At 73.1% G+C, this 24050-nt stretch carries 24 protein-coding genes; 12 read left to right on the top strand and 12 right to left on the bottom strand.

The window, feature by feature from the left end; genetic code table 11:
• Positions 1-301: 301 nt before the first annotated feature.
• Genes ACIBG7_RS23405 through ACIBG7_RS23385 form a run of 5 tightly spaced genes read right to left on the bottom strand, consistent with a single transcriptional unit; the run spans position 302 to position 5325 of the window.
• The gene (locus tag ACIBG7_RS23405) at positions 302-1486 is read right to left on the bottom strand and encodes an alpha/beta hydrolase family protein (protein ID WP_397337580.1); all 1185 of its coding nucleotides are present in this window, start codon (positions 1484-1486) and stop codon (positions 302-304) included.
• A complete protein-coding gene (locus ACIBG7_RS23400; RefSeq protein ID WP_397337579.1) occupies positions 1483-3003 on the bottom strand; it encodes a S41 family peptidase in 1521 nt (506 codons plus the stop codon). Before ACIBG7_RS23400 ends, ACIBG7_RS23405 begins: the two co-directional genes overlap by 4 nt.
• The gene (locus ACIBG7_RS23395) at positions 3000-4055 is read right to left on the bottom strand and encodes an ABC transporter permease (protein WP_397337578.1); all 1056 of its coding nucleotides are present in this window, start codon (positions 4053-4055) and stop codon (positions 3000-3002) included. The genes ACIBG7_RS23400 and ACIBG7_RS23395 overlap by 4 nt, the downstream gene beginning before the upstream one ends.
• Complete coding sequence (locus ACIBG7_RS23390) at positions 4052-4936, bottom strand: ABC transporter ATP-binding protein (RefSeq protein WP_357926591.1); 885 nt, start codon at positions 4934-4936, stop codon at positions 4052-4054. The genes ACIBG7_RS23395 and ACIBG7_RS23390 overlap by 4 nt, the downstream gene beginning before the upstream one ends.
• Positions 4933-5325: a GntR family transcriptional regulator gene (locus ACIBG7_RS23385; RefSeq protein WP_357926594.1), complete on the bottom strand. Its 393-nt coding sequence runs from the start codon at positions 5323-5325 to the stop codon at positions 4933-4935. Before ACIBG7_RS23385 ends, ACIBG7_RS23390 begins: the two co-directional genes overlap by 4 nt.
• Before the next feature lie 135 nt (positions 5326-5460).
• Between ACIBG7_RS23385 and ACIBG7_RS23380 the strand changes: the two genes are divergently transcribed.
• The gene (locus ACIBG7_RS23380; RefSeq protein WP_397337577.1) at positions 5461-6282 is read left to right on the top strand and encodes a metallophosphoesterase; all 822 of its coding nucleotides are present in this window, start codon (positions 5461-5463) and stop codon (positions 6280-6282) included.
• Here the strand turns inward: ACIBG7_RS23380 and ACIBG7_RS23375 are convergent.
• A complete protein-coding gene (locus ACIBG7_RS23375) occupies positions 6266-6940 on the bottom strand; it encodes a GntR family transcriptional regulator (RefSeq protein WP_357926601.1) in 675 nt (224 codons plus the stop codon). The two genes, ACIBG7_RS23380 and ACIBG7_RS23375, sit on opposite strands and share 17 nt — an antisense overlap.
• Positions 6941-7019: 79 nt before the next feature.
• Between ACIBG7_RS23375 and ACIBG7_RS23370 the strand changes: the two genes are divergently transcribed.
• The 4 genes from ACIBG7_RS23370 (at position 7020) to ACIBG7_RS23355 (ending at position 10860) form a co-directional block, all read left to right on the top strand.
• Positions 7020-7703: a tyrosine-protein phosphatase gene (locus tag ACIBG7_RS23370; RefSeq protein WP_397337576.1), complete on the top strand. Its 684-nt coding sequence runs from the start codon at positions 7020-7022 to the stop codon at positions 7701-7703.
• 2 nt (positions 7704-7705) lie between these two features.
• Positions 7706-8974 (top strand): MFS transporter, encoded by a 1269-nt coding sequence (locus ACIBG7_RS23365; protein WP_397337575.1) that lies wholly within the window; start codon positions 7706-7708, stop codon positions 8972-8974.
• Positions 8975-9059: 85 nt separating this feature from the next.
• On the top strand, positions 9060-9716 hold the full coding sequence (locus tag ACIBG7_RS23360; RefSeq protein WP_397337574.1) for a hypothetical protein: 657 nt from the start codon (positions 9060-9062) through the stop codon (positions 9714-9716).
• A gap of 1 nt (position 9717) precedes the next feature.
• A complete protein-coding gene (locus ACIBG7_RS23355) occupies positions 9718-10860 on the top strand; it encodes a copper amine oxidase (RefSeq protein WP_397337573.1) in 1143 nt (380 codons plus the stop codon).
• On the opposite strand, the gene ACIBG7_RS23350 is transcribed toward ACIBG7_RS23355, so the two are convergent.
• A complete protein-coding gene (locus tag ACIBG7_RS23350) occupies positions 10848-11624 on the bottom strand; it encodes a hypothetical protein (protein WP_397337572.1) in 777 nt (258 codons plus the stop codon). The two genes, ACIBG7_RS23355 and ACIBG7_RS23350, sit on opposite strands and share 13 nt — an antisense overlap.
• A gap of 110 nt (positions 11625-11734) precedes the next feature.
• Between ACIBG7_RS23350 and glgB the strand changes: the two genes are divergently transcribed.
• The 4 genes from glgB to ACIBG7_RS23330 all read left to right on the top strand — a co-directional run bounded on the left by glgB (position 11735) and on the right by ACIBG7_RS23330 (position 18378).
• Positions 11735-14095, top strand: a complete 2361-nt coding sequence (gene glgB, locus ACIBG7_RS23345; protein ID WP_357926619.1) for a 1,4-alpha-glucan branching protein GlgB — start codon at positions 11735-11737, stop codon at positions 14093-14095.
• Between the two features lie 52 nt (positions 14096-14147).
• Positions 14148-16049 (top strand): S8 family peptidase, encoded by a 1902-nt coding sequence (locus ACIBG7_RS23340; protein ID WP_397337571.1) that lies wholly within the window; start codon positions 14148-14150, stop codon positions 16047-16049.
• 204 nt (positions 16050-16253) lie between these two features.
• Complete coding sequence (gene sppA, locus ACIBG7_RS23335) at positions 16254-17945, top strand: signal peptide peptidase SppA (RefSeq protein ID WP_397337570.1); 1692 nt, start codon at positions 16254-16256, stop codon at positions 17943-17945.
• Between the two features lie 43 nt (positions 17946-17988).
• Positions 17989-18378 carry a nuclear transport factor 2 family protein gene (locus ACIBG7_RS23330; RefSeq protein WP_397337569.1) on the top strand — a complete coding sequence of 130 codons (390 nt, stop codon included), beginning with the start codon at positions 17989-17991 and terminating at the stop codon, positions 18376-18378.
• Positions 18379-18392: 14 nt separating this feature from the next.
• Here the strand turns inward: ACIBG7_RS23330 and ACIBG7_RS23325 are convergent, their stop codons facing one another.
• The 3 genes from ACIBG7_RS23325 to ACIBG7_RS23315 are packed head-to-tail and all read right to left on the bottom strand — an operon-like array spanning position 18393 to position 20461.
• Entirely contained in the window at positions 18393-19181 is a 789-nt protein-coding gene (locus ACIBG7_RS23325) for an NAD(P)H-binding protein (RefSeq protein WP_397337568.1), read from the bottom strand.
• 43 nt (positions 19182-19224) lie between these two features.
• Positions 19225-19785: a vitamin K epoxide reductase family protein gene (locus tag ACIBG7_RS23320; RefSeq protein ID WP_357926633.1), complete on the bottom strand. Its 561-nt coding sequence runs from the start codon at positions 19783-19785 to the stop codon at positions 19225-19227.
• Positions 19766-20461, bottom strand: a complete 696-nt coding sequence (locus ACIBG7_RS23315; RefSeq protein ID WP_397337567.1) for a DsbA family protein — start codon at positions 20459-20461, stop codon at positions 19766-19768. Before ACIBG7_RS23315 ends, ACIBG7_RS23320 begins: the two co-directional genes overlap by 20 nt.
• Positions 20462-20536: 75 nt before the next feature.
• Here ACIBG7_RS23315 and ACIBG7_RS23310 point away from each other — a divergent pair, with 75 nt between their 5' ends.
• Genes ACIBG7_RS23310 through ACIBG7_RS23300 form a run of 3 tightly spaced genes read left to right on the top strand, consistent with a single transcriptional unit; the run spans position 20537 to position 22589 of the window.
• Complete coding sequence (locus tag ACIBG7_RS23310; protein ID WP_357926638.1) at positions 20537-20890, top strand: BlaI/MecI/CopY family transcriptional regulator; 354 nt, start codon at positions 20537-20539, stop codon at positions 20888-20890.
• The gene (locus tag ACIBG7_RS23305; protein WP_397337566.1) at positions 20887-22014 is read left to right on the top strand and encodes a M48 family metalloprotease; all 1128 of its coding nucleotides are present in this window, start codon (positions 20887-20889) and stop codon (positions 22012-22014) included. The genes ACIBG7_RS23310 and ACIBG7_RS23305 overlap by 4 nt, the downstream gene beginning before the upstream one ends.
• 14 nt (positions 22015-22028) lie before the next feature.
• Entirely contained in the window at positions 22029-22589 is a 561-nt protein-coding gene (locus tag ACIBG7_RS23300; protein ID WP_397337565.1) for a histidine phosphatase family protein, read from the top strand.
• A 15-nt stretch (positions 22590-22604) separates the two neighbouring features.
• Here the strand turns inward: ACIBG7_RS23300 and ACIBG7_RS23295 are convergent, their stop codons facing one another.
• A complete protein-coding gene (locus ACIBG7_RS23295; RefSeq protein ID WP_357926647.1) occupies positions 22605-23087 on the bottom strand; it encodes a flavin reductase family protein in 483 nt (160 codons plus the stop codon).
• Positions 23088-23131: 44 nt separating this feature from the next.
• Positions 23132-24049 carry an ABC transporter substrate-binding protein gene (locus tag ACIBG7_RS23290; protein WP_357926649.1) on the bottom strand — a complete coding sequence of 306 codons (918 nt, stop codon included), beginning with the start codon at positions 24047-24049 and terminating at the stop codon, positions 23132-23134.
• Position 24050 lies beyond the last annotated feature (1 nt).

The following is a 24050-nucleotide window of genomic DNA, read 5'->3' as shown; positions in this document are numbered from 1 at the left end:
GGGTTCCCAGGCTGAAGAGCTCCGCGCCGAGGAGTCCGAAGGCGATCGTAGAACAGCACCCCCGGGGCGGCGGCGAACGCGGCCTCCACCCCCTGGCAGGCGGCGTCCGGGAGCCGGTAGAGCGCGGGCTGCAGCACGACGAAGCCCGCCTGGCCGTACAACACCCAGGTCAGGGCCCCACTCGGGTCCGGTCAGCGGGCGGGCGGGGACCAGGGTGGACGGGCCGCGCAGGACCACCCAGGTCACCCACGGTAGGGCCTCAGCACGGAGGGGGGTGAGATCATCCGGCCACCCTACGGCGTCACCTGCAGCTCTTCGCCGCCACCGAGCAGAAGGTGACCTCGGGGTAGGCCGCCGACCGCCCTTCCAGCAGCGGGCCGGGGCGGTCCCGCAGGTGCCGGTCGAGGAAGGCGGTCACGTAGGTCCGGGTGAGCTCGACCGCGCGCGGCCCGGTCAGGACGGCGGTGGAGCTCAGTCCGAGGGCGGTCCCCATCAGCGGGGTGTCGGTGAAGCTCTGGTGCTCGCCCCCGCTGAACACCAGCCAGCGCTTCCAGCCGGTGAGCAGCTTCCAGTCGCGCTCCCAGGACAGGTCCCGGCCGCCGGGGGTGTGCGCTGGGTTGCCGAGGAAGAGGACGGGCCGCGCCAGGCCGGTTTTCGGGATACGGGCGTAGGTCGTGCCGTCCATGTTGACCCCGGCGCGCACGCGCGGGTCACCGGTCATCGCGGCGATCGTGCTCGCGCCGCCGAGCGACTGGCCGACCATGGCGATCCGGCCGGGATCGATCAGGCCGGAGCCGGTCCAGGCCGAGCCGGTGAGCCGGTCGAGCACGAAGGAGACGTCGGCGGCCCGCGACCGGACCACGCGGGACTGGAAGCCGAAGTCGGTGTCGAAGTCGCAGGCCACGCACTCGGCGATGCGCCCGTCGGCCAGCGTGGTGGCGTAGCTCTCGTAGGTGTGGTCGATGCCGGCCACCACGTAGCCCTGGCTGGCCAGCTCCTCCGCCAGCGCGGTGAGCGTGCCGACCGGCTTGGTCCAGCCGGGCGACAGCACCACGAGCGGGAGGCTCCCCGGCTCGCCCGCCGGGGGCGCGTCCTTGATCGCGTGGGTTCTGGTCCGGCTCAGCACGTCCCACGCCGCGGCGGTGCCCACGCGGCCGCCCTTGAGCAGGAGCTCCGACTCCTTGGCGCTCATGTACGGCGCAGCCGCCCCCTCCCGAGTCCTGGCCGGGTACCAGAGGGTGACCCGGAGGGCTCGCGCGCCCGCGGCGGGTTCCCAGGGGTCGGTCCGGGAGCGGTCGGTGAGGTGCAGGATGTCGTGGCCCACGGGGTGCCTCCCGGTGGGGGCGGGCAGGGCGGCCACCCCGCTGGGCCTGGGCGTCGGGCTGGCCGGTACGGCCGAGCGCGGCTGTACCGGGGCGGTGCAGGCGGAGGCGGCGAGCACGACGGCGAGCGCGAGCGCGCGGCAGGTGATCGACGTGGACTTCATGACGGGCCCCCGGTAAAGGTGCTGCCCAGCAAGGACAGGGCCCGGTCCACCGCGGGGTCACGCCCGGCGGCGACGTCGGCGGCGGTCAGCGGCAGGTGGACGTCGGGCGGGACGCCGATCCGGTCGATCTCCTCGCGGCGCGGGCCGAGGAAGTGCGTGGCCGGGAGCCCCAGCGTGGTGCCGTTGCTGAGGAAGTAGGTAGCCGGCAGGCCGAAGACGACGCCGGCGGTCCGGGTGCCGACCAGCTTGCCCAGCCCGTGCGCCCGCACCGCGGAGGCGAAGTGGTCGCACGCCGAGGCGCACCCGCGGTCGGTCAGCACGACCAGGGGCAGCCCGAGCAACGCGACCGTGTCGTCGGTCCGCACCTCGCGGCACTCGCCGTCGGGGGTGCACTGGTGGCCGGTGACCTTGCCATGGGCGAAGGCGCCGAGCAGCCGGTTGACCTCCACGGGCGAGCCGCCGGTGTTGCCGCGCAGGTCGAGGACGACGCCGCCGAGGCTGCGGCCGGCCCGCATCCGGGCCAGGACGCGGAAGACGCGGTCGGCGACCTGCGGGGCGAACGCCGCCACCCGGAGGTAGGCGACGCGCTCCCCCAGCAGCTTGGCGGTCACCCCTTGGAGCAGGGCGAGGTCCGGTTGGAACAGGCCGGGCCGCAGCTCCACGGTCCAGCGGCGGCCGGTGGACTCGCGGCGCAGGCCGAGCCGTACCGGCCGGGTGTCAGGGTAGGCGGGATAGAGGGCGGCGACCGCGCCCGCGTCGACCCGGCCGCCCGCGAAGGGCGGCCGGCCGTCGACCGATTCGATCACGTCGCCGGGGCGCAGCCCGGCCTCGCGCGCTGCGCCGCCGAGCACGGTGGCGACGTACAGCGGGGGCTGCGCGCCGCCCCGGTCGTCCTGGGCCTGGGGACCGCTGAGGTTGGCGCGCAGGCCGAGCCCGTACAGGTCGCCGCTGTAGGCGTCGGGGTTGCGCGGCGGCGCGTCGTGGGTCCAGGTGGTGTGGTTCGTGCCGAGGTGGCCGAGCATGGCTTCGAGGGTGGCCACGGCCAGTTTCGTGGTCAGTTCCTCCGGCAGGCCGGCGGACAGAGTGCGGAAGGCGGCCTCGAAGCTCTTCCAGTCGGTCCAGCGCTCGCCGGTCAGCGGGGGCATGGAGGCGGCGGCCACGTCCCGGTCGTTGCGGTCGAGCTCCAGTGTCAGCCCGGCGAAGCCGGCGGTGAGCAGGGCCCGGGCGTCGAGGGTGGCGCCGCTGTAATGGTGGGCCAGGACGCAGTAGTAGGCCTCTTCGACGACGTCGATGGTGGTGGGCGTCTCGGCGGGCGGCGTCACGCCACGCTGGGGCGGCCGGCAGGTGGACATCCCGGCTCCGGCGACCGGGGTGCCGCCGGCCTGGCTGCGCGGGGGCTCCGGCGCGGTGCACGCCGCCGCCAGCACCAGCACGAAGCCCGCCGCGGCGGCCCTGACACCCCCTGCCGCGGCTGCCCGGGCGCGCGCCGGCCCGGCCGCGGGGCCTCGGGGGCTCATGAGGCCCGCCGCCTGATGAGCCAGAAGGACAGCCAGGCCAGCCCCGCGGTGAACAGCGCGTAGATCCCGGTCTCGATCCACTGGAAGGGCCAGAACGCGCTGGTCGGGTGGTAGGTCACCGCCTGCCGGTAGCCCAGCCGGTTGAGCTCGGCGAAGCACGCCGCCATGGGGTCGGCCCGGCCGGCCTCGGGCGGCGGGCCGCTCGGCGTGCAGGCCAGGGCGAGGTCACCGCTCAGCGAGATCGTCTCGTCCTCGGCCATCACCCGGCCCGCCGGGTCGGCCAGCCGGCTGGACAGCACCCAGGCCCCCGTGTCGGTGGGCACCTGGTTGCGCAGGTGCAGCCCGAGCCCGTCGGCCTCACGGCTGAAGCCGTCCACGTTCGCGGCGGTCAGCTCGACGCTCGCCCGGATCGGCGGCTGCAGGTGCGGCCGGACCAGCAGCGGCACGGCGAGCTGCACGCCGGTGAAGATCAGCAGGGTGAGCGCCATCGCGGCGAGCGTCCGGCGGGCCAGCAAGCCGACCACGATGCCGAGCACGAAGCCGAAGGCCGCATAAGCCATGGGGACGATCCCCCGCGCGTCGAACACCAGCGGGCTCATCAGCGCCCACCCGTCGTCCGCCGACCGGTCCAGCGGGCCGGACCACCAGGTCACCGCCAGGCCGAGCAGGCAGGTGGCGGCCATGACGACCAGGCCGATGAGCGCCAGCTTGACCGCGAGCCAGCGGGTGCGGGTGACGCTCTGGTTCCAGACCAGCAGGTGGGTGCCCGACTCCAGCTCACGGGTGATCAGCGGCGCGCCCCAGAAGAGCCCGACCAGGGCGGGCAGGAGCAGCACGACGAGCGTGACGCTCAGGAAGGCGAGATCGTGCCTGCCGAAGAAGGCGGAGTAGAAGCGGTCGCACCGCCCGTTGACGGCGCAGTCGGCGATCCCGGCCGCGTACTCGTCGGCCAGGCCGGGCCCGGTGAGGACGAGCATGAGACCGACCGCGGTGAGCACGGCGCCCATCAGTGCGGCCGAGCCGCGGAACTGACGCCAGGTGAGCCAGATCATCGCCGCACCTCCAGGGTGACGCGCTCGCGGGCCGGGACGGGTTCGGCCATATAGGCCAGGACCAGGTCCTCCAGGGTGAGCGGGGTGACCGTCCAGGCGGGGTCGTGGATCGGCGCCTCGGTGCGGATCACGAAGGTGCTCTGCCGCTCGGTGTGCTGCGCGGAGACCACGTGGTGCTCCGGCGGCAGGTGGTCGCGGCGCGGCCCGGTGAGCCGGTGGTGGCAGGCGAGCAGCCGGTCGGTCTCGCCGGCCACCCGGACTCGCGAGTCGATCAGGACGACCAGGTAGTCGCAGGTGCGTTCCAGGTCGGAGACCAGGTGGGAGGAGAGCAGCACGCTGAGCTCGTGCTCAGCGACCGCCTCCATCAGGCCCTGGAGGAACTCGCGGCGGGCCAGCGGGTCGAGCGCGGCCACCGGTTCGTCCAGGATCAGCAGGTCGGGGCGCTTGGCCAATCCCAGGGTGAGGGCGAGCTGGGCGCGCTGGCCGCCGGAGAGCCGGCCCGCGCGCTGCTTCGGGTCGAGGCCGAGCCGGGCGGTCCGGTCGTGCGCCAGGCCGGCGTCCCACGCCGGGTTGAGCCCGGCTCCGAGCCGCAGGTGCTCGGCGACGGTGAGGCCGGCGTAGACGGGGGTGTCCTGCGCGACGAAGCCGACCCGGGCGAGCTGCCCGGGGCCGGCGCCCGGGGTGCCGCCCAGCACGCTGATGGTTCCGGCCGTCGGGGCGAGCTGGCCGCCGGCCAGCTTCAGCAGGGTGGTCTTGCCGGCGCCGTTGGGGCCCACCAGGCCGACCACGTGACCGGCCGGGATCTCCAGGCCGCAGTGCCGCAACGCCCACCGCCGGCCGTACCTCTTGCCCAGGTCCTGGGCGGCTAAGACGGGGTTCACGCTATGTCCTCCTGAGCGTCGGCCCGAAAGGTGGTCATGAAGAGCGCCTCGATGCTCTCGTCGTCGAGTCCCGCCTGGCGGGCCTTGGTCATCCAGCGCTGGAGCTCGCGGCGCAGGGGGGCCTGCGCGGCGAAGGCGGTGCCGGTCAGCGTGCGGGTGACGAAGGTGCCGAGGCCGGGGCGGGCGGCGACCAGGCCGTCGTGCTCCAGCTCGCGGTAGGCCTTGAGCACGGTGTTGGGGTTGATCGCGAGCTGCGCGACCACGTCCTTGACCGTGGGGAGCTGGTCGCCCTCCCGCAGCAGGCCGAGCCGGAGGGCGTGCCGTACCTGCTGCTTGAGCTGGAGGTACGGCGAGACGCCCGACCGGCCGTCCAGGTGGAACCGGATCATTGGCTTTCTCCATTTATCTAATGTCCTAGTACATTAAGACGCTAGATGTATGGCGGTTGTTAGCGCAATCCGCGTTTCGCCGCCCGGTCATATAGATGACTCGTGGCGTTCGCCCGGCTCGGCGAGCGTGGCGGGATGAGTACCTACACGCTGCTGCATCTCACCGACGTGCACATCACTCCAGGCGGCCTGCTGCACGGCGCCGCCGACTCGCTCGCCGCGCTGCGCTCCGCGGTGGCCGCGGCGAGCGCCTCCGGCACGCCGATCGACGCGCTCGTACTCTCCGGCGACCTGGCCGACCAGGGTGACGGGGCGTCCTACCGGACGCTCCGCGAGGTGGTCGAGGGCTCCGGACTGCCGATGATCGCCGCGATGGGCAACCACGACGAGCGCGCGGCCTTCCGTTCGGCGCTGCTCGGCGAGGAGCCGTCTGACGAGCCGTACGACCGGGTGAGCTGGATCCGCGGGCTGCGCGTGGTGACGCTGGACAGCACCGTGCCGGGCGCCCACCACGGGGAACTGGACGAGGCGCAGCTCGACCGGCTGGCCGGGGTGCTGGCCGAGCCCGCGCCGGACGGCACCGTGCTGGTGCTGCACCACCCGCCGATCTGCAGCGTGCTGCCGCTGATGGACGGGATCGGGCTGCGCGAGCCGGAGAAGCTGGCCGGGGTGCTGGCCGGCACGGATGTCCGGCTGGTGCTGGCCGGGCACACCCACTCGGCGACCTGGGGGACGCTGGCGGGCATCCCGGTGTGGGTGGGGCCGGGCAACGCCTACGGGGCCGACACGCTGCCGCCCGCCGGGATCACCCGCGCGCTGAACGTGCAGGCGTTCACCCGGATCGACCTCGGGCCGGACGGGCCGCTGATCACCGTGGTGCCGCTGACCCAGGCGCCGCCGGTGTACGAGCTCGCCACGGAGCGGCTACTGAGCCATCTGGTCAGTCATAGCGGGTGACGAAGGAGACCAGGTCGCCCCGGCAGCGCCGGACGATGTGGCAGAGGGGTTCGCCGGCCCGCCGGACGAGCCCCTCGCGCACGAGGATCGGGCTGCCCGGCTCGACCCCGAGCAGTTCGGCGTCCTCCAGCCCGGCGAGGTCGGCCGAGACGGCGTGCCAGGCGTACTCGAAGGGTTCGAGGGCGCCGAGCACGCTGCCCTGCCAGGCGAAGCCGTCCTGGGGGGCCAGGTGGTAGCGGCTGGAGACGCCCGCCCCGCCGTCGAGGCCGAGCAGCGTGACGACCTCCAGGACGTCGGCGCCGGTCAGGCCCAGGTGCGCGGCGGCCACCGGATCGGGCACGTGGCCCTGCCGGACCGGCCGCTCCTCGGTGAAGACGCCCTCCAGGTCGGCCGGGCGGTGCCGCCGGGTGGCCGGGTCCACGGTGACCTCGACGCGGCGCGGCAGCAGGCGGACGAAGCTGCCCGCGCCGTGCCGGGTCTCGACCAGGCCGGTGCGGCGCAGTTCGAGCACGGCCTGCCGGGCGGTGAGGCGGTGCACGCCGTACTCCCTGGCCAGCGCGTCCTCCGTGGGGAGCTGCTGGCCGGGGCGGAGCTCGCCCTGCCGGATGAGGTCGCCGAGCCGCCGGGCGATGACTCGGTAGCGGGCTTCACGCGGCATGGAAGTCACCTTAGAGGATTGCACCGAAGTTCATTTCTCCGACATTTCACCGTTCATCGGCGACTCATATAGATGACTCATGCCTCTTCTGAACCTCCGTGACGTCGGCCTGTCCACCGGCCGCGTCCGTCCGGGTGTGCTCTTCCGTTCGGCTCAGCCGCAGGGCGCCGGTGCCGCCGGGTTGCCCGCCGAACTCGACGCCGTGCGTCTCGTCGTCGATCTGCGGGCCGAGCCCGAGCGGGTCCACGGTGACTGGGCCGAGCTGCCCGGCGTCGCCGTCGTCCGGCTGGGCGGCGAGGGCTCGCCCGCCGGGATGGCCGAGCTGCCGCCCGGGCTGACCCTGGGCGAGCTGTACGTCCTGCTCCTGCGGCACCGCGCCGCCTGGTTCGCCCGGGTGGTCGCCGAGCTCGCCGGGCCGGGCGGGCTGCCCGCGCTGGTGCACTGCGCGGCCGGCAAGGACCGCACCGGGCTGGTCGTGGCGCTCGTGCTCGACCTGGTCGGCGTCGAGCACGAGGCGATCGTCGCCGACTACCTGAGGACCGGCGAGCAGCTCCCGCAGGTGCTGGCCGCGCTGCCCACGGCCGAGGCGCCCGCCGCTTTCCTGGAGGCCCCCGAGGAGGCCATCCGCGCGGCCCTCGCGGCGCTGCGTGAGGCCGGCGGCGCCCAGGCCCTGCTCGCCCCGCACGGCCTCGCCCCCGCCCACGTGGACCGCCTGCGAACCGCCCTCACCGGCGCTCCGGCACTTGCCCCGCTGGCCGGCTGAGCATGTCCACTCTCGCGCCCGACGCGCCTCCCGCTCCCCTCCGTCCCCGCCGCGGCCTGGTGGCCGCCATCGGCTTCGCGGAGCTCTTCTACGCCGCCGCCGGCGCCCTGCCGCTCATCCTCGGCCTCGGCCTGAAGATCCAGGAGCTCGCCCCCGGCGGCAAGGAGACCGTGCTCGGCCTGGTCACCGCCCTCGGCGGGTTGGCCACCGTGCTGGCCAACCCGATCAGCGGCCACCTGTCCGACCGCACCACCAGCCGGTACGGCATGCGCCGTCCCTGGATCCTCGGCGGCTCCCTGGTCGGCCTGGGCGGCCTGATCGTGCTGGCCCTGGCCGGCGCGGTCGCGCTGGTCGCCCTCGGCTGGGTCGTCGCGGTCTGCGGCTACCAGGCCATGGTCGCCGGCCTGACCGCGACCGTCGTCGACCAGTTCCCGCCCGAGCGCCGCCAGCGCGTGGCCGGCGTGTTCTCGATGTGCAACGTGGTGGGAGTCGTCCCGGCCATCCTCATCTCACAGGTGCTCAAGTCGTCGCTGCTGGCGCAGGTCGTGCTCTGCGGCCTGCTGGCCGTGGGAGCGGCGGCGGTGCTCTGCGCGGTGCTGCCCGACCGCCGGCTCGACCCCGCCGAACGCCGGCCGGTGAGCCTGCGCAGCCTGGCCGCCTCGCTGCTGATCCTGCCCCGCCAGGCCCGCGACTTCCGGCTGTTGTGGGTGCAGCGGCTCCTGGTCAGCGTGGGCTTCGCGCTGATCTCCTCCTACTCGCTGTACTACCTGCAGAGCCGTCTGGCGATGCCGACCGCCGAGGCGGTCTCGCTGGTCGGGGTGACGACGCTGCTCGGGACCGGGCTGTCCGGCCTGTTCGCCTACCTGGGCGGCCGGTGGACGGGCCGGACCGGGCGCGGCAAGCCGTTCGTGCTCTGGGCGACGCTGATCCTGGCCGCGATGCTGGTGCTCAAGGCGGCCACGGCCAGCGTGCTGGTGGTCCTGGTGGTCACCGTGGTCAGCGGCGCGGCCACCGGCGTCTACTACGCGGTCGACCTGGGCCTGGTCACCCGCGTGCTGCCGGACGAGCGGGACGCCGGCCGCTTCCTCGGCGCCTTCTCGATGGCCAAGCACCTGCCCAGCGCGGTGGCCCCGGCGCTCGCCCCGGTAGTGCTGGCGATCGGCAGCGACCCCTTCGCCGCCGGGCCCAACTACTTCCTGCTCTTCCTGACCTGCGGCCTCGTCACGCTCGCCGCCGCGCCGCTCGTCAATCTGGTGCGAGGGGTGCGTTAGCCGCAAATCACTGTTCCCCCTCGGCGGGCGACACGCCGCCTTTACTCTACGTTGGCGTAAGTCAACGTAGAGTAAAGGAGACGCCATGCGGCGAAGCCTGGTGCTCGGCGCGGCGGGGTTGGGGGCCGCGGCCGTCGCGGGCGCGGCCATGTTCCTGACCGGCGGCGCGGCGCCCGAAGCCGCGCAGGTCGCCCGGGTCACCCCCGCCCCCGGCGACCCGCTCACCCCCGACGAGGTGCGCCGCGCCGGCGAGATCGCCGGAGCCTCCTCGCGGGCGCACATGGCCGCCGGCCGCGTGGAGCTGCTCTACGTCGAACGCGACGATGACAAGGCCGCCGAGCCGAACCGGCGGGCCGAGGCCTACCTGTACGACTACGCCGAGGACGCCGTCATCGTGCGGACCGTCGACCTGGGCCGCGGCACGGTCGTGCGGGAGAGCAAGGGCACCGGCGTGCAGCCGCCGCCCTCCAAGCGCGAGGAGGTCAGGGCGGCCGAGCTGCTGCTGGCCCACCCCAAGCTCGGCAAGGGCGTGCGCTCGGAGTTCCGCAAGGCCGCGGGGCGGGAGCTGCGCTCGGCCGCCGACCTGTCGTTGCGCGGGCTCATCTTCCGCGACAAGCAGGGGGCCTGCCGTACGCACCGGTGTGTCCGGCTGTTCGTGCGCCTGCCCGACGGCCGCTTCCTGGACACCAGCCGCATCGTCGTCGACCTGTCCGCCAAGACGGTTCACATCCTGGAGTGGTGACGTGATTCTCCCCCTGGCGCTGGCCGCCACGCTCCTGACCGCGCCGGCCGCCGCGCCCGCGCCCGACGCCAAGGAGTGCAGCTCGCCGTACCTGGTCGAGCAGACCCTGCCCAACGGCGCGCGCTGGCGGCTCTGCTGGGAGATGCGGAACATCGAGGGGCTCGCGATCACCCGCGTCAGCTACACGCCGGCCGGCTCCAAGGCCGTGCGCGTGCTGCGCACCGCGGCGCTGGCCCAGATCCACGTCCCCTACGACAGCGGCGAGCCGCGCTTCCACGACATCGGCGCGCTCGGCCCGAGCGCCATCGCGCTGACCGACGCCGACTGCCCCGACGGCGAGCGGCGCGAGCAGAAGGTCTGCGTGCTGACCCGGCCGCGCGGGCACGCCTTCCTCAAGGACGGGTACGGCGACGCCGCCCAGCGCAGGTCCGCGCAGGGCCGCGAGCTGGTGGTGCTGAGCGCCTACCAGGTCGGCTGGTACACCTACATCGCCGAGTGGATCCTCGGCGACGACGGCTCGATCACCCCGCGGGTGGGCGCGACCGGCTCGCTGGCCGGCTTCACCACCGCGCCGAAGCACGGCTGGCCGATCGGCGTGGGACGCAGGCACTTCGAGGAGTCGCACAGCCACAACATCTTCTGGCGGCTCGACTTCGACCTCAACGGCAAGGGCCGCGACGTGGTGGAGCAGTACGACTTCGCCGGCAACGGCACCAAGAAGCGCACGATGGCCCGCACGGTCTTCAAGCGCGAGACCAAGGCCCTGAACCAGCGGATGCGCTGGTGGCGCGTGGTCGACCCCAGGGTGCTCAACGCCGACCGGCACCCGGTCTCGTGGGAGATCAACAACTCCGACAGCTCGGAGTACCGCGGCCCGAAGGACGAGGGCTTCACCCACTCCGACGTCTACGTGACGCAGTACCGCGCCTGCGAGCGGCTGGCCAGCATGAACTCCGCGCCCAGGTGCAAGGAGTCGGTCGACGCCTACACCGGCCGCGAGCGGCTCACCGACCCGGTGCTCTGGGTCAACGTCGGCTTCCACCACGTCGCCCGCGACGAGGACGCCGATCCGATGCCGGTGCACTGGCAGGGCTTCCGCGTCACGCCGCGCGACGTGACGGCCAAGAACCCCTACGCCGGCTGAGCGAGGTCCCGGGCCGAGCCCGCGGCCCAGAGCGGCAGGAAGACGGAGTAGACGACCCCGGTCAGCGCGCCCAGGGCCAGGCCGGGGTCGTAGAGCTCGACCGGCGGGGTCATCGGCATGAGCGCCACCAGTGCGGCCACGTAGATCCAGCCGAAGACCCGGGTGGAGCGGCGGAAGCGCCCGTCCTTGGCCTGCCCGGCCAGGGCGAAGGCGCGCCAGCCCGGAACGCCGAGCTCGTTGCCGGCGAGGGCCACCGCGACCAGCACCCCCACCCACAGCGGGGTGGAGTGCGGGAATCCCATCTGCACCATGCCCGCGGGGAAGTACAGGAACCGCGCCAGCAGCGCGACGACGAGGCCCGCCTTGATCCACGCCGGGCAGCGCAGCTCCAGCAGCAGGAGGACGGCGAGCGCGAGGGTGGCGGCGAACTCCAGCGGCCCGGGGTCGAACAGCACCTGCACCACGGCCAGGGCGGCCACGCCGTACAGGACGAGGGCCAGGATGCGGGGCCGGCCGGACGGAGGCAGCGTGAACGGGTCGCGCACGACGCGCCAGAGCATCCACGCGTGCCCGGCGACACCCGCCAGCAGAACCAGCAGCCCGGCCACGTCGGGCCGCACGCCGGTGTCGAGCGCGGTGCCGAGCCGCCAGGCGTGGGCGAAATCGGCCGAGACGTATCCGGCGACGAGCGCGGCCACGGCCGCCACGACGTAGATCCCGGACACGACCAGCGCTGTCCTGCCGTTTCGGTATTCGACGAGCACGGAAGGATTTAACACCCGCGACACCCTAGATGTTCTGTCCCACGGTCGGATACCCCTGCCACAGTGGGTTGAGGCACATGGAAAGAGCCGAGTCGGGCAGGGTTGGGGACATGTCGGTGAACACAGAGTTCGAGCGCCTCGCGGGCGGGGCCCACCACGATCCGCACTCGATCCTGGGGGCCCACCCGGGCCCGGAGGGGATCAGCTTCCGCGCCCTCCGGCCACTGGCCGAACGGGTGACGGTGATCTTCGAGGACGGTACCCGGCACGAGGCCGAGCACGTCGCGCACGGCGTGTTCGAGGCCACCGTCGCCGGGCTCGACAAGGCGCCCGGCTACACCTTCGAGGTGCGATACGCCGGGGGCGAGCCGTACATCGCGCACGACCCCTACCGGCACTGGCCGACGCTGGGCGAGGTGGACCTGCACCTCATCGGCGAGGGCCGGCACGAGCGGCTGTGGGAGGCGCTCGGCGCGCGGGTCATGCGCCACGAGGAGGTCGAGGGCACGGCCTTCGCCGTGTGGGCGCCGAACGCCCGCGGCGTGCGGGTGGTGGGCGACTTCAACCACTGGGGCACCGACTACCCGATGCGCTCGCTGGGCCGCTCCGGCGTGTGGGAGCTGTTCATCCCCGGCCTGGGCGCGGGCGAGCGGTACAAGTACCAGATCCTGGGCGTGGACGGCGTCTGGCGCGACAAGGCCGACCCGATGGCCCGCCGGACCGAGGTGCCGCCGCAGACCGCCTCGGTCGTGGAGGCCTCCGGCTACGCCTGGGGCGACGCGGACTGGCGGGCCGAGCTGGCCGAGAGCCAGGCGCAGCGGCGGCCGATGAGCGTCTACGAGGTGCACCTGGGCTCCTGGCGGCCGGGCCTGTCCTACGAGCAGCTCGCCACCGAGCTGGTGGATTACGTGCACGAGATGGGCTTCACGCACGTGGAGTTCCTGCCGGTCGCCGAGCACCCCTTCGGCGGGTCGTGGGGCTACCAGGTGACCTCCTACTACGCGCCGACCTCGCGGTTCGGCACGCCCGACGAGTTCCGCTTCCTGGTGGACCGGCTGCACCAGGCGGGCATCGGCGTCTTCCTCGACTGGGTGCCCGCGCACTTCCCGATGGACGACTGGGCGCTGGCCCGCTTCGACGGCACCCCGCTGTACGAGCACGCCGACCCGGCCCGCGGCGAGCACCCCGACTGGGGGACCTACGTCTTCGACTTCGGGCGGCGCGAGGTGCGCAACTTCCTGGTCGCCAACGCGCTCTACTGGCTGGAGGAGTTCCACATCGACGGGCTGCGGGTGGACGCGGTCGCCTCGATGCTCTACCTCGACTACTCCCGGCGCGAGGGCGAGTGGACCCCGAACGTGCACGGCGGACGGGAGAACCTCGACGCGGTGGAGTTCCTCAAGGAGCTGAACGAGGTGTGCTACCGGCGGGTGCCGGGCATCGCCACCATCGCCGAGGAGTCGACCGCCTGGCCGGGCGTCTCGCGGCCGGTCTACCTGGGCGGGCTGGGCTTCGGCTTCAAGTGGAACATGGGCTGGATGCACGACACCCTCGCCTACCTGAAGCACGAGCCGGTCTTCCGGCAGTACCACCACCATCAGGCGACCTTCTCGCTGATGTACGCCTTCAGCGAGAACTTCGTGCTGCCGCTCTCCCACGACGAGGTCGTGCACGGCAAGGGCTCCCTGCTCGGCAAGCTGCCGGGCGACGAGTGGCAGCGCTTCGCGCAGCTCCGGGCGCTGTTCGCCTACATGTGGGCGCATCCGGGCAAGCAGCTCCTCTTCATGGGCGGCGAGTTCGGCCAGGGTTCGGAGTGGTCGGAGGAGCGCGGGCTCGACTGGTGGGTGCTGCAGTTCGACGGGCACCAGGGCGTGCAGAAGGCGGTGCGCGACCTCAACCGGGTCTACCGTGAGACCCCGGCGCTGTGGGAGCTGGACCACACGCCCGAGGGGTTCCGGTGGATCGACGCCGACGACGCCTCCGGGAACACGCTGTCCTTCCTGCGGTACGCGGCCGACGGGTCGGCGCTGGCGTGCGTGGTGAACTTCAGCGGGGAGCCGCACGAGGACTACCGCATCGGGCTGCCCGAGGCCGGGCAGTGGTCCGAGGTGCTCAACACCGACGCCTTCGAGTACGCCGGCAGCGGGGTGGGCAACCTCGGGGCGGTGGAGGCGTCCGGGCCGGCCTGGCACGGGCTGCCGTACTCGGCGGTGTTGCGGGTGCCGCCGCTCGGGGCGATCTGGCTGCGCAGCCCGCAGGTCGGCGAGCCGGCGGTGGAGGTGCTCACCGAGCCGGTCCTGGTGCAGGTCGCGGACGCCGACGAGACGGTGGTCCCGCCGCCGGCCCCGGCTTCGGGATCGGTGGTCCCGCCACCGGCTCCGGCTTCCGGCCAGGGTGCGGGGACGGTCGTTCCGCCGCCGGCGCCGGCCTCTGGGACGGCGGTTCCGCCGCCTGCTCCCGGCGAGGCCTAGGCGTCTCGGACGTGTCGCCTTAGACTCCGAGAGATCATCCTTCGGAGGATTTGTGCGACTTCGACTGCTGCTGGCGGGACTCCTGGTGGGTCTCACCCTTCCCGCCACCCCCGCCCTGGCCGACGATCCCAAGATCGAGCAGGGGCTGGGCACGGGTCCCGTCCGCGTGATCGTCGAGGTCACCGACTCCGCCGCGGTCGCGCCGGTGGCGGCGGAGTCGACGGCCGAGGTGCTGGTGCAGGCCCCGGTGTCCGACCCCGCCCCCTCGGTCACTCCCTCGGCCGCTCCTTCAGCCACGCCCTCGGGCACGGTCTTACCGTCCCCCTCCCCGACCCAGAGCCCCACCGCGGCCCCCGCTCCCGTGGTGGAGCCGAAGCCCTTCCTCGTCGTCGAAGGCACCCCCGAGCAACTCGCCGAACTGGCTGAGGACCCGCGCGTCACCGGCATCCGCCGCGACCGCGCCTTCCCGCCCGCCGCGCTCAACACCCTGCCGCAGATCGGCGCCGACAAGGCCCACGCGGCCGGCTTCACCGGCGCCGGCCAGGCCATCGCCATCCTGGACACCGGCATCGACCGCGACCACCCCGCCTTCGCCGGGAAGATCGTCGGCGAGGCGTGCTTCTCCGCCGCCGACGACACCGCCCGCTCGCTCTGCCCGAACGGCCAGACCACGCAGACCGGCGAGGGCGCCGCCGACGCCGAGACGGCGCTGTGCGCGAGCCTGTGCGACCACGGCAGCCACGTGGCCGGCATCGCCTCCGGCGTCGCGCCGGGCGCGAGCCTGGTGGCGGTGCAGATCTTCTCCCGGCACGACTCCCCCGACGTCTGCGGCGACGAGGGGCCGTGCGTGCTGGCGTACGAGTCGTCGCTGCTCCAGGCGATCGACTACCTCACCACCGCGCAGGTGCCGGTGCCGCTCGCCGCGGTCAACCTGAGCCTGGGCGGCCAGCCGTACGAGAGCGCCTGTGACGACGCGGTCTTCAAGCCGAAGTTCGACGCGCTACTGGCCAAGGGCATCGCGCCGGTGGTCGCGGCCGGGAACGAGTCCTTCGAGGGCGTCACCTTCCCCGGCTGCATCTCCTCCGCGGTGACCGTCGGCGCGACCGACGCGACCGACGGCGTGGCCTTCTTCTCCAACCGCGGCCCGCTGCTCGACCTGCTCGCGCCCGGCGTGGACGTGGAGTCGGCCGTGCCCGACGACCTGACCGCGGTGCACAGCGGCACCTCCATGTCCGCCCCGCACGTGGCCGGCACCCTGGCCGTCCTCAAGGCCCGCACGCCGGGGGCGAGCGTCGACTCGCTGGTGGACGCGCTCAAGCGCACCGGCCTGCCGGTCACCTACCCCTTCGGTGACAGTACGGCGAGCACGCCGCGCATCGACCTCAACGGCGCCATCACCGGCGTCCCGCCGACCCCCTCGCCCAGCGGCCCCACGCCCACGCCCGTCCCCGACGACTCCCCGTCCGGCGACGAGGACCCGAACGACGGCACAGGCGATGGCACGGACGGCACCGACGACCCGACCGACGAGAACCCCACCGACGAGCCGACCGACGAGCAGACGACCACGCCGCCCCCGGCCACCGTCGTGCCGCTGCCCGCGATCACCGTGACCGTCACCGTGACGGTGACCCCCACACCCGGCCCGGCCGCCGCCCCCGTCTGCACCAGAGGTACGGCGGGCGCGCGGCTGAGCGCCGCCCAGTGGGCCACGGAGATCCACCGCTCCACCGGCACGATCGCCGACGCCACGCTGGTCTGCTACCTGAAGCTGGTCGGCAAGGCCAGCCGGGTCTTCCCCGAGCTGACCAAGGCCTCCACCCTCGGCACGGCCTACAAGGTGCTCAAGAAGGGCAAGGACCGGGCCCTGCTGACCGCCTGGCTCAACTGGGCGCACGGCAAGAACGGCACCACGGCGCTGCGGAAGGCGGAGAAGACCCGGCTGTCCGCCTGACCCCGCCCGATCGGCAGTAAAGAGTGCATAACGGTGATCGGGACCGCATGTCGACCGGCGGTCCCGTCACTACCCTCGGGTGATCCGGTACGGCCGACGCCTCAGGCCATCTCCGTGGGGCGCCGGCCGTACCATCTGTGCCGTTTCCTGCCGACCCGGCAGGCCACCCGCCCATGACCGGCCCACGGCGATTAGGGTGGCTCCATGGACGCGAGCAAGGCGATCATGGAAACCTTCGACCGGATCCGTCAGCGGCGCACGGCCCCGCTGGTCCTGGAGCTCGACCTGACCGAAGGGCTCACCGCCGGCCCACCGGCCGATCCGCTCTCCGCCCTGCTCAGCATGCGCAAGCCGCGCCTGGCCGACGTGCTCTCCGGCCTGAAGCGCGCCCGCCAGGACCCGCGGGTCAAGGCCCTCATCGTCAAGATCGGCGGCAACCCGCTGGGCTTCGCCACGGTCCAGGAGCTGCGCCAGGCGATCATCCACTTCCGCTCCTCCGGCAAGCTCACCGTCGCCTTCTCCGAGACCTTCGGCGAGTTCGGCAACGGCACCGTGCCGTACTACCTGGCCAGCGCCTTCGACAAGGTCTACCTGCAGCCGAGCGGCGACGTCGGCCTCACCGGCATCGCGCTGGAGCAGCGCTTCCTCAAGGGCGCCCTGGACAAGCTCGGCGTCTCCTACGAGGGCGGCCAGCGGCAGGAGTACAAGACCGCGCCGAACATGTTCACCCAGGACCACATGACCGAGCCGCACCGCGAGTCGCTGGCGCGGATCGCCGAGTCGGTCACCCGGCAGATCGTCACCGGCATCGCCGAGGGCCGCCGCCTCGACGCGGGCAAGGTCCGCGAACTGATCGACCGCGGCCCGTTCATCGGCGCCGAGGCCGTCGAGGCCGGGCTGGTCGACCGGCTGGCCTACCGCGACGAGGTCTACGACGAGGTACGGCAGGCCGCGGGCGAGTCGGCGGCGCTGCTGTTCGTCTCCCGCTACATCAAGGGCCCCAAGCTGCCGGCCCGGCCCGGCGCGGGCATCGCCCTGGTCCACGGGCACGGCCCGATCCGGCTCGGCCGCAGCGGGCGCAGCCCCCTCGGCGGCGACGGCGCGGCGATGGGCTCCGACACGATCAGCGCGGCCATCCGCAGCGCTCGCCGCGACGACCAGATCAAGGCCGTCGTCTTCCGGGTGGACAGCCCCGGCGGGTCCTACGTCGCCTCGGACGCCGTCTGGCGCGAGATCGTGCTCACCCGCAAGGTCAAGCCGGTCATCGTCTCGATGGGCGACCTGGCCGCCTCGGGCGGCTACTTCGTCGCCATGGCGGCCGACGTGATCGTCGCCCAGCCGGGCACGCTCACCGGCTCCATCGGCGTCTTCGGTGGCAAGCCGGTCCTGGCCGAACTGCTGGACAAGGTCGGCGTCACCTCGGACGTGGTGGCCGAAGGCGGCAACGCGGCGATGTTCTCCACCGCCCGCGGCTTCTCGCCCGAGCAGTGGGAGCGGATCAACGCCTGGCTCGACCGGATCTACCACGACTTCGTGGGCAAGGTCGCCGACGGCCGCAAGCTCCCGCTCGAGCGGGCCCACGAGCTGGCCAAGGGCCGGGTCTGGACCGGCGCCGACGCCCGCGACGGCGGCCTCGTCGACGAGGTCGGCGGGCTGGAGGACGCGCTCGGCATCGCCCGCAAGCGGGCCGGCCTCAGCGCCGACGCCCCGGTCCGCAGCTACCCGCGCCTGCACCCGCTGGAGCGGCTGCGCGGGCCCGACAGCAGCGAGGACCGCGCCGCGGCCCTCAGCCGGATGCGGCTGGAGGCGTGGGGGCCGTTCGCCGACCTCGCCGCCACGCTGGGCCTGCCCGCCCAGGGGCCGCTCGTGCTCCCGGGGCGGCTCGTCATCCGCTGAGCCCGGCGGACTTTGTCGGTGGGTACGGCTAGCGTCCTGGCCCATGGACGAGAGGGTGACCGCCGGGACGCGGCAGGCCGTGCACGACTACATCGACAGCGCCGAGCGGCGCGACTGGGTGCGGTTCGGGGCGTTGCTGGACGACGCGGTGGTCTATGAGATGCCGCAGACCCGGGAGCGGATTCGCGGGAAGGCGGCCTACCTGCGGTTCAACCAGGAGTACCCCGGCGACTGGCACCTGACCGCCCGGCGGGTGGTGGCCGACGGGCGGTGGGCGGCGGCGTGGATCGACGCGCGGGTGGGCGCGGAGCACCAGGACGCCTGCGCCTGGTTCGAGTTCTCCGAGGCGGGGTTGATCACGCGGGTGACCGACTTCTGGCCCGACCCCTACGAGCCGCCCGCCGGCCGGGAGCACCTGGTCGAGCGGTGGTAGGGGCTCGCGTCGGCCTACCAGGAGGCCTCGGCGGCGTAGGTCTCGAAGAGCTTGGGGTCGCGGCCGGTGACCTGGCGCACCACGTCGGTGGGCTCGGCGTCGCCGTGCGCGCGCAACGCGGCGAAAGCCTCCAGGTCCGCCTTGACCTGCTCCTCGGGCAGCCCGGCCGCGCGCATCGCCGCCAGGTAGGCCTCCGGCGTGCCGTCGAAGCGCACCTCGCGCCCGGCGGCCCGGCTGATGACGGCCACCGCGTCCGCGAAGGACAGCGCGCGCGGGCCGGTGACCTCGTAACTACGCCCCTCGTGGCCGTCGCGGGTGAGCGCGGCGACCACGACGGCGGCGATGTCACCGGCGTCCACGAACGGCTGCCGCAGCTCACCGACCGGCACCGCGACCTGCCCGGCCCGCACGGCCTCGCGCAGGAAGCCCTCGTCGAAGTTCTGGTCGAACCACGAGGGCCGTACGATCGTCCACTGCACGCCCGAGTCCTTGACCGTGCGCTCGGCGGCCAGCAGCCGCTCGTCCCGCATGACCTCGATGCCCCCGCTGGACAGCAGCACGATCCGGCGCACCCCGCTGCGCACCGCCTGCGCGACCAGCTCCGGCTCGATCGGCTGGCCGTCCGGCGCCATGAGGAACATGCGCTCGATGCCTTCGAGGGCCGGCCGCCAGGTCTTGCGGTCGGACCAGTCGAAGGGGATGGGGGTGTGCCGGGAGGCGACGCGGATCGCGTTCCCTCCGGCTTCCAGCATGGCCGCCACCCGGCGGCCGATCGTGCCCGTCGCACCCAGAACCAGCATCATGCCCAGTCACGTGCCCCGAATCGCGGCGAAATCCCAGGCTCCGCTAGAGCAAAGTGCTCCAGTAGCTCCAGAACCGCACCAGGATCAGGGTGACGACCGCCAGGAACCACAGCACGATCGGCACCGTGTGGTAGCCGCTGCGCCGCAGGTTGTGCAGGGTGACGTACCAGAAGAGCACCGCGGTGACCGCCCAGACCACCATGCAGTAGGGGCACAGTGCGCCGATCTCGTAGAGGCTCTGGTAGATCAGCCAGTGCACGAGGACGAAGCCGAGGCTCACGCCGGTCTGCAGGCCGTACCAGAACCAGCGGGGCAGGCTCGCGCCGGCGAGCAGGGCCGCGCCGACGGTCGTGACGACGGCGAAGGCGGCCACGCCGAGCAGCGGGTTGGGGAAGCCGAACAGCTCGGCCTGCCAGGTGCGCATGATCGAGCCGCACGACAGGACCGGGTTGAGGCTGCAGCTCGGGACGTAGCCGGGGTTCTTGAGCAGCGCGATCTTCTCGACGCTCAGCACGAAGGAGGCCAGCAGGCCGATCGCGCCACCGCTCAGCAGCAACCACGGCAGCAGCCGCGGGAAGGGGGCCTCAGCGCTTGAGTGCGGCATCGATGAGGGCCTTGAACTCGTCGGCGGACTGCGGCTGGATCTTCGTGCCGTTGAGGAAGAAGGTCGGCGTGCCCTCGACCCCGAGGGCCTGGCCCTCCTCGGCGTCCTTGGTCACCCGCTTCAGCGTCGCCGGGTCGCGGTAGGCCTTCTCCCAGGCGGCCACGTCCAGGCCGAGGTCCTGCGCGTAGCCGCGGAAGGTCTGGTCGGCCGGCACCCGCTTCTCGCCCCACTCGGGCTGCCGCTCGAACATCCGCTGGTACATCGCCTCGAACTTGCCCTGCTGCGCCGCGGCCTCGACGGCGCGGGCGGCGCGCTCGGCGTTGAAGTGGCTGGCGATCGGGAAGTAGCGCACCACGAAGGTGACCTTGCCCGCGTAGTCCTTGCGGAGCTGCTCCACCACCGGGTAGTGGGCGGCGCAGCCCTCGCACTCGAAGTCGAGGAACTCCACCAGCGTGACCTTGCCGTCCGGGGCGGTCTGCAGCCGGTGGCTGTCGGCGCGCACGGCCTGGGGCCCGCCACCGCTCTCGGCGGCGGGGGCGCGGTTGATGAGCACGATCGCCGCCAGCACGACGGCGAAGACGCCGATCACCGTGAGCGTGACGGCGAGATTCCGCTTGCGTGCCGCGCGCTGGGTGTCCTGGGCGCGCATCGCCGCGATCTTCTCTTTTCTCGACATGCCTCTACTTCTACACGACGTAGAAGACGATTGTCGCGTAATCTTCTACTTGTTGTCGAAGAAGGGGGTCCACCCGTGCGGCTGGGCAATCTGGAGCGCTCGATCATGGAAGCCCTCTGGGAGCACCCCGACGGCCTCCTGGCCCAGGAGGTCGCCGCCGCGGTGCCCTCCGAGCCCGCGGTGACCACCGTGCTCACCGTGCTGGTACGGCTGACGCACAAGGGCCTGGTCACCCGCGAGGCCGCCGGCCGGGCGCACCGCTACCGCGCCACGGGCACCAAGGACGCCTTCGTCGCCGAGACCATGCGGGCCGCGCTCGACGAGGCGGGCAACCTCAGCGCGGCGGTCAACCGCTTCGTCGGCACCGTCTCCCCCGAGGTCGCGAGCGCCCTGCGCGCCGCGCTCGACGAGCGCCGGGGCCAGTCGTGATCGGCTGGGCGCTGCTCGCCGGACTGTGCCTGCTGCCGCTCGCCTTCGCCCGCCGCCTGGCCGGGGCCGCCTGGGTACGCCGGCAGCCGCGGGCCGCGCTCGTCCTGTGGCAGGCGATGGCCTTCGCCGCCGGGCTGGGCGCGGTCAGCCTGGGGCTGGTCGCGGCGGTCACCCCGCTGGCGGCGGCCTTCCCGCACGGCATGCACGCCTTCGCCCACCAGCTCCTGGCCGGGGAAGGGCTGGCCGGTCTCGGTCCCGCCCACCTGGCCGCCCTGGTGTGGTCGGTCGGGCTGCTCGGCTGGCTGGCCGGGCACATCGTGCTGACCACCGTCCGCACCCGCGCCGAGCAGCGGCGCCAGCGGCTCATGATCGACCTGGTCGCCGAGCACTCGGCGGCGCACGACGCGCACGTGCTGCCGGGGGACGAGCCGGTGGCCTACTGCGTCTCGGGCCGGGTCGTGCTCAGCCGGGGCACGATCGACCTTCTCACCGCCGAGGAGCTGCAGGCCGTACTCGCGCACGAGCGGGCGCACGCCTCGGGGCGGCACGATCTGGTGATGTTGCCGTTCGTCGCGCTGGGCAACGCCTTCCCGCGGCTGCCGTTCGCCCGGGTCGCGCGGGAGGCGGTGCTCGGGCTGCTGGAGATGCTGGCCGACGACTCGGCCCGGCGGGCGCACGGCGACCTCGTCCTCGCCGGAGCCATCGTCCAAATGATCACCCCGGCCGCCGCCGCGCCGGTCACCCCGACCGGTTCTACGGTCACCATCCCGCCCGTCGCCTCCCCCGGTTCGCCCGGTTCGCCCTCCTCCCCCTCGCCCGGTTTCGCCTTCGCCGAAGGGGTGGTCGTGCACCGGGTCGAGCGCCTGCTGGGCGGTCTGGGCCGGGGCTCCCGGCTGCTGGCCGCGGCGGCCTACTGTGCCTCCGCCCTGCTGGTCAGCGGCCCGGCCGCGGTGGCCGTCGCCCCGATCATGTGCAGCGCCCGCCTGCTGGAGTGCGAGGCCGACCGCGCGGCGGTCGCGGTGTGCACGCCCAGTGGCCGTTGCGAGAACGCCCACCCCTCCGCCGCCCGCCCGCACGAGCCGCACCCGCACACCCACCCGCGCGCCGCCTCGGCCTCGCGCTGACCCCCGGGCCGCCCATGATCTGGCTGGATGTCCGCCGCCACAGTCTGACCAAGAAGGGCCCGGCCCGTGGCCGCGGTTCGCACCTGTCCGCCGAGGGCGTCGCGCTGGCCCGCCTGATCGGCGCCGGGGCCGGCCCTTATGAGCGCGTCGTCACCAGCGGGTCTCCGCGCGCCGTCGAGACCGCCGTCGCGATGGGCTTCGCGGTGGACGACACCGCGGAGTGGCCGTCGGGCTATGTGGCGGACGAGATCCCCCGGCACGCGCAGTGGGAGTGGGCCGACCCCTACCAGCGGCTCGCGGCCGTCGTCCGGGCGGGCCGCACGGCTGCGGGGGTGGCCGGGGAACTGCGGGGGATCTTCCTGGACGCGCTCGACGGGGTCGGCGAGGGTGGCTCGGCGCTGCTGGTCGGGCATGGCGGGGCGATCGAGCTGGCGCTGGCGGCCTGTTTCCCGGACGGGGATCACGCTTCCTGGGGTGCGCCGTTCGCGCACTGCGACGGCGTACGGCTGGGCTTCACCGGCGGGCGCTTCGCGACCCTCGCCTTCGACCGAGCCGTCACCTATACCGGGCGATAGCACCCGCCCAGGAAGCTACACGGGGCGGTAGCGGGCGCGGAGGCGGACGAGTGGCTGGGTCGAGGAGTCGATGTAGTCCACGGCCAGCACCCGGGCGATGAACAACGTGTGGTCCCCGGCGGGCACGACCTGGGAGGTCTCCAGTTCGAGCGCGGCCACCCCGCCCTCGACGACGAAGGCCCCGGTGTGCTCGCCCCGGTGGTGGGGCACGCCGGCGACGAGATGCCGGGCGCTGGGCCGGCCGGCGGTCGCGAACCGGCTGGCGATGGCGGCCTGCCCGGCGCCGAGCAGGGAGGCGGCCCAGCGGTCCTGCCGCAGCAGCACCTCGCTGAGATAGCCGGTGGAGCCGAGCGAGACGAGGACGAGCGGCGGGTTCATGGACACCGACATGAGGGCCGACACCGTAGAGCCGAGGTCGTCCCGCCCGTCCCGGACGGTGATGACCCCCACTCCGGCGGCGAGTTGTGCCATGGCTTCCCGGAAGTCACTCACGCTCACGTCTGGAAGGGTACGTGAGCGCGAGTGAGCTTCGGCGAGCCGGGTCAGGCCAGGCCGTTGGCGGTGAGCCACTCCTTGGCCACCGCGGCGGCGTCCTGCTTGTCGATCGACAGCTTCTTCATCATCTCGACGAGGCCCTCGGTGGTGAGCTTGGCCGAGACGGCGTTGAGCGTGGTGCGGACGGTGTCGTTGACGGCCGCCTTGTTCACCAGCGGGGTGACGTTCTGGGCGCTGAAGACGCTCTTCGGGTCCTCCAGCGACACCATGTTGTTGATCAGGATTTTGGGGTCGGTGGTGAAGACGTTGCCGGCCTGGACGGTGCCGTCCTTGATCGCGTCGGCGGTGGTGTCGCCGGTCGGCTTCCACTCCTTGAACTCGACGCCGTAGACGTCCTTGAACTGCTGCTCACGACGCTGCTTGAACTCAGGCGGGCCGCCGACGGCGAACTCCTTGGAGACCTTGGCGAGGTCTTCAATGGTCTTGAGGTTGTACTTGGTCGCGGTCTCCTTGGTGACCGTGAGCGAGTCGCTGTCCTGGGCGGCGGAGGACTCGAGGATCTCCAGCTCGGCCGGGAGCTTGGACTTGAGCGCCGCGTTGACGTCGGCGGTCGAGGCGGCGGTGGCCTTCGGGTCGACGAAGAACAGCAGGCCGCCGTTGTACTCGGGCAGCACGCTGAGCTGGCCCGACTGGATCAGCTTGTAGATGACCTCACGGCTGCCGACGTTCGGCTTCTCCTCGACCTGCACGCCCTTGGCCTTGAGCGCCTGGGCGTAGATGGAGGCGAGGAGCACGTTCTCCGGGAAGTTGGCCGAGCCGACCACGACCTTCCCGCCCCCGCCGGCGGCGGAACTCCCGCCCGGCGCCGGGGTCGCGCTCGTGGTGAGCGGGTCGCCGGAACCGCAGGCGGACAAGGTGAGCGCTGCGGTGAGGAAAAGCGCCGCCGCGCTGAAAATGCGTCTCATG

The sequence above is a fragment of the Nonomuraea sp. NPDC050328 genome, from assembly GCF_044459405.1.
GTDB lineage: Bacteria > Actinomycetota > Actinomycetes > Streptosporangiales > Streptosporangiaceae > Nonomuraea.
The sequence above is the reverse complement of the archived record's forward strand: the minus strand, read 5'-3'. Positions and strand labels throughout refer to the sequence as shown.

Excerpts from the sequence above, each read along its gene's own strand:
- ACIBG7_RS23405 (WP_397337580.1), bottom strand. The coding sequence starts at position 1,486 with ATGAAGTCCACGTCGATCACCTGCCGCGCGCTCGCGCTCGCCGTCGTG.
- ACIBG7_RS23400 (WP_397337579.1), bottom strand. The coding sequence starts at position 3,003 with ATGAGCCCCCGAGGCCCCGCGGCCGGGCCGGCGCGCGCCCGGGCAGCC.
- ACIBG7_RS23395 (WP_397337578.1), bottom strand. The coding sequence starts at position 4,055 with ATGATCTGGCTCACCTGGCGTCAGTTCCGCGGCTCGGCCGCACTGATG.
- ACIBG7_RS23385 (WP_357926594.1), bottom strand. The coding sequence starts at position 5,325 with ATGATCCGGTTCCACCTGGACGGCCGGTCGGGCGTCTCGCCGTACCTC.
- ACIBG7_RS23380 (WP_397337577.1), top strand. The coding sequence starts at position 5,461 with ATGAGTACCTACACGCTGCTGCATCTCACCGACGTGCACATCACTCCA.
- ACIBG7_RS23375 (WP_357926601.1), bottom strand. The coding sequence starts at position 6,940 with ATGCCGCGTGAAGCCCGCTACCGAGTCATCGCCCGGCGGCTCGGCGAC.
- ACIBG7_RS23370 (WP_397337576.1), top strand. The coding sequence starts at position 7,020 with ATGCCTCTTCTGAACCTCCGTGACGTCGGCCTGTCCACCGGCCGCGTC.
- ACIBG7_RS23365 (WP_397337575.1), top strand. The coding sequence starts at position 7,706 with ATGTCCACTCTCGCGCCCGACGCGCCTCCCGCTCCCCTCCGTCCCCGC.
- ACIBG7_RS23360 (WP_397337574.1), top strand. The coding sequence starts at position 9,060 with ATGCGGCGAAGCCTGGTGCTCGGCGCGGCGGGGTTGGGGGCCGCGGCC.
- glgB (WP_357926619.1), top strand. The coding sequence starts at position 11,735 with ATGTCGGTGAACACAGAGTTCGAGCGCCTCGCGGGCGGGGCCCACCAC.
- sppA (WP_397337570.1), top strand. The coding sequence starts at position 16,254 with ATGGACGCGAGCAAGGCGATCATGGAAACCTTCGACCGGATCCGTCAG.
- ACIBG7_RS23330 (WP_397337569.1), top strand. The coding sequence starts at position 17,989 with ATGGACGAGAGGGTGACCGCCGGGACGCGGCAGGCCGTGCACGACTAC.
- ACIBG7_RS23325 (WP_397337568.1), bottom strand. The coding sequence starts at position 19,181 with ATGATGCTGGTTCTGGGTGCGACGGGCACGATCGGCCGCCGGGTGGCG.
- ACIBG7_RS23320 (WP_357926633.1), bottom strand. The coding sequence starts at position 19,785 with ATGCCGCACTCAAGCGCTGAGGCCCCCTTCCCGCGGCTGCTGCCGTGG.
- ACIBG7_RS23315 (WP_397337567.1), bottom strand. The coding sequence starts at position 20,461 with ATGTCGAGAAAAGAGAAGATCGCGGCGATGCGCGCCCAGGACACCCAG.
- ACIBG7_RS23300 (WP_397337565.1), top strand. The coding sequence starts at position 22,029 with ATGATCTGGCTGGATGTCCGCCGCCACAGTCTGACCAAGAAGGGCCCG.
- ACIBG7_RS23290 (WP_357926649.1), bottom strand. The coding sequence starts at position 24,049 with ATGAGACGCATTTTCAGCGCGGCGGCGCTTTTCCTCACCGCAGCGCTC.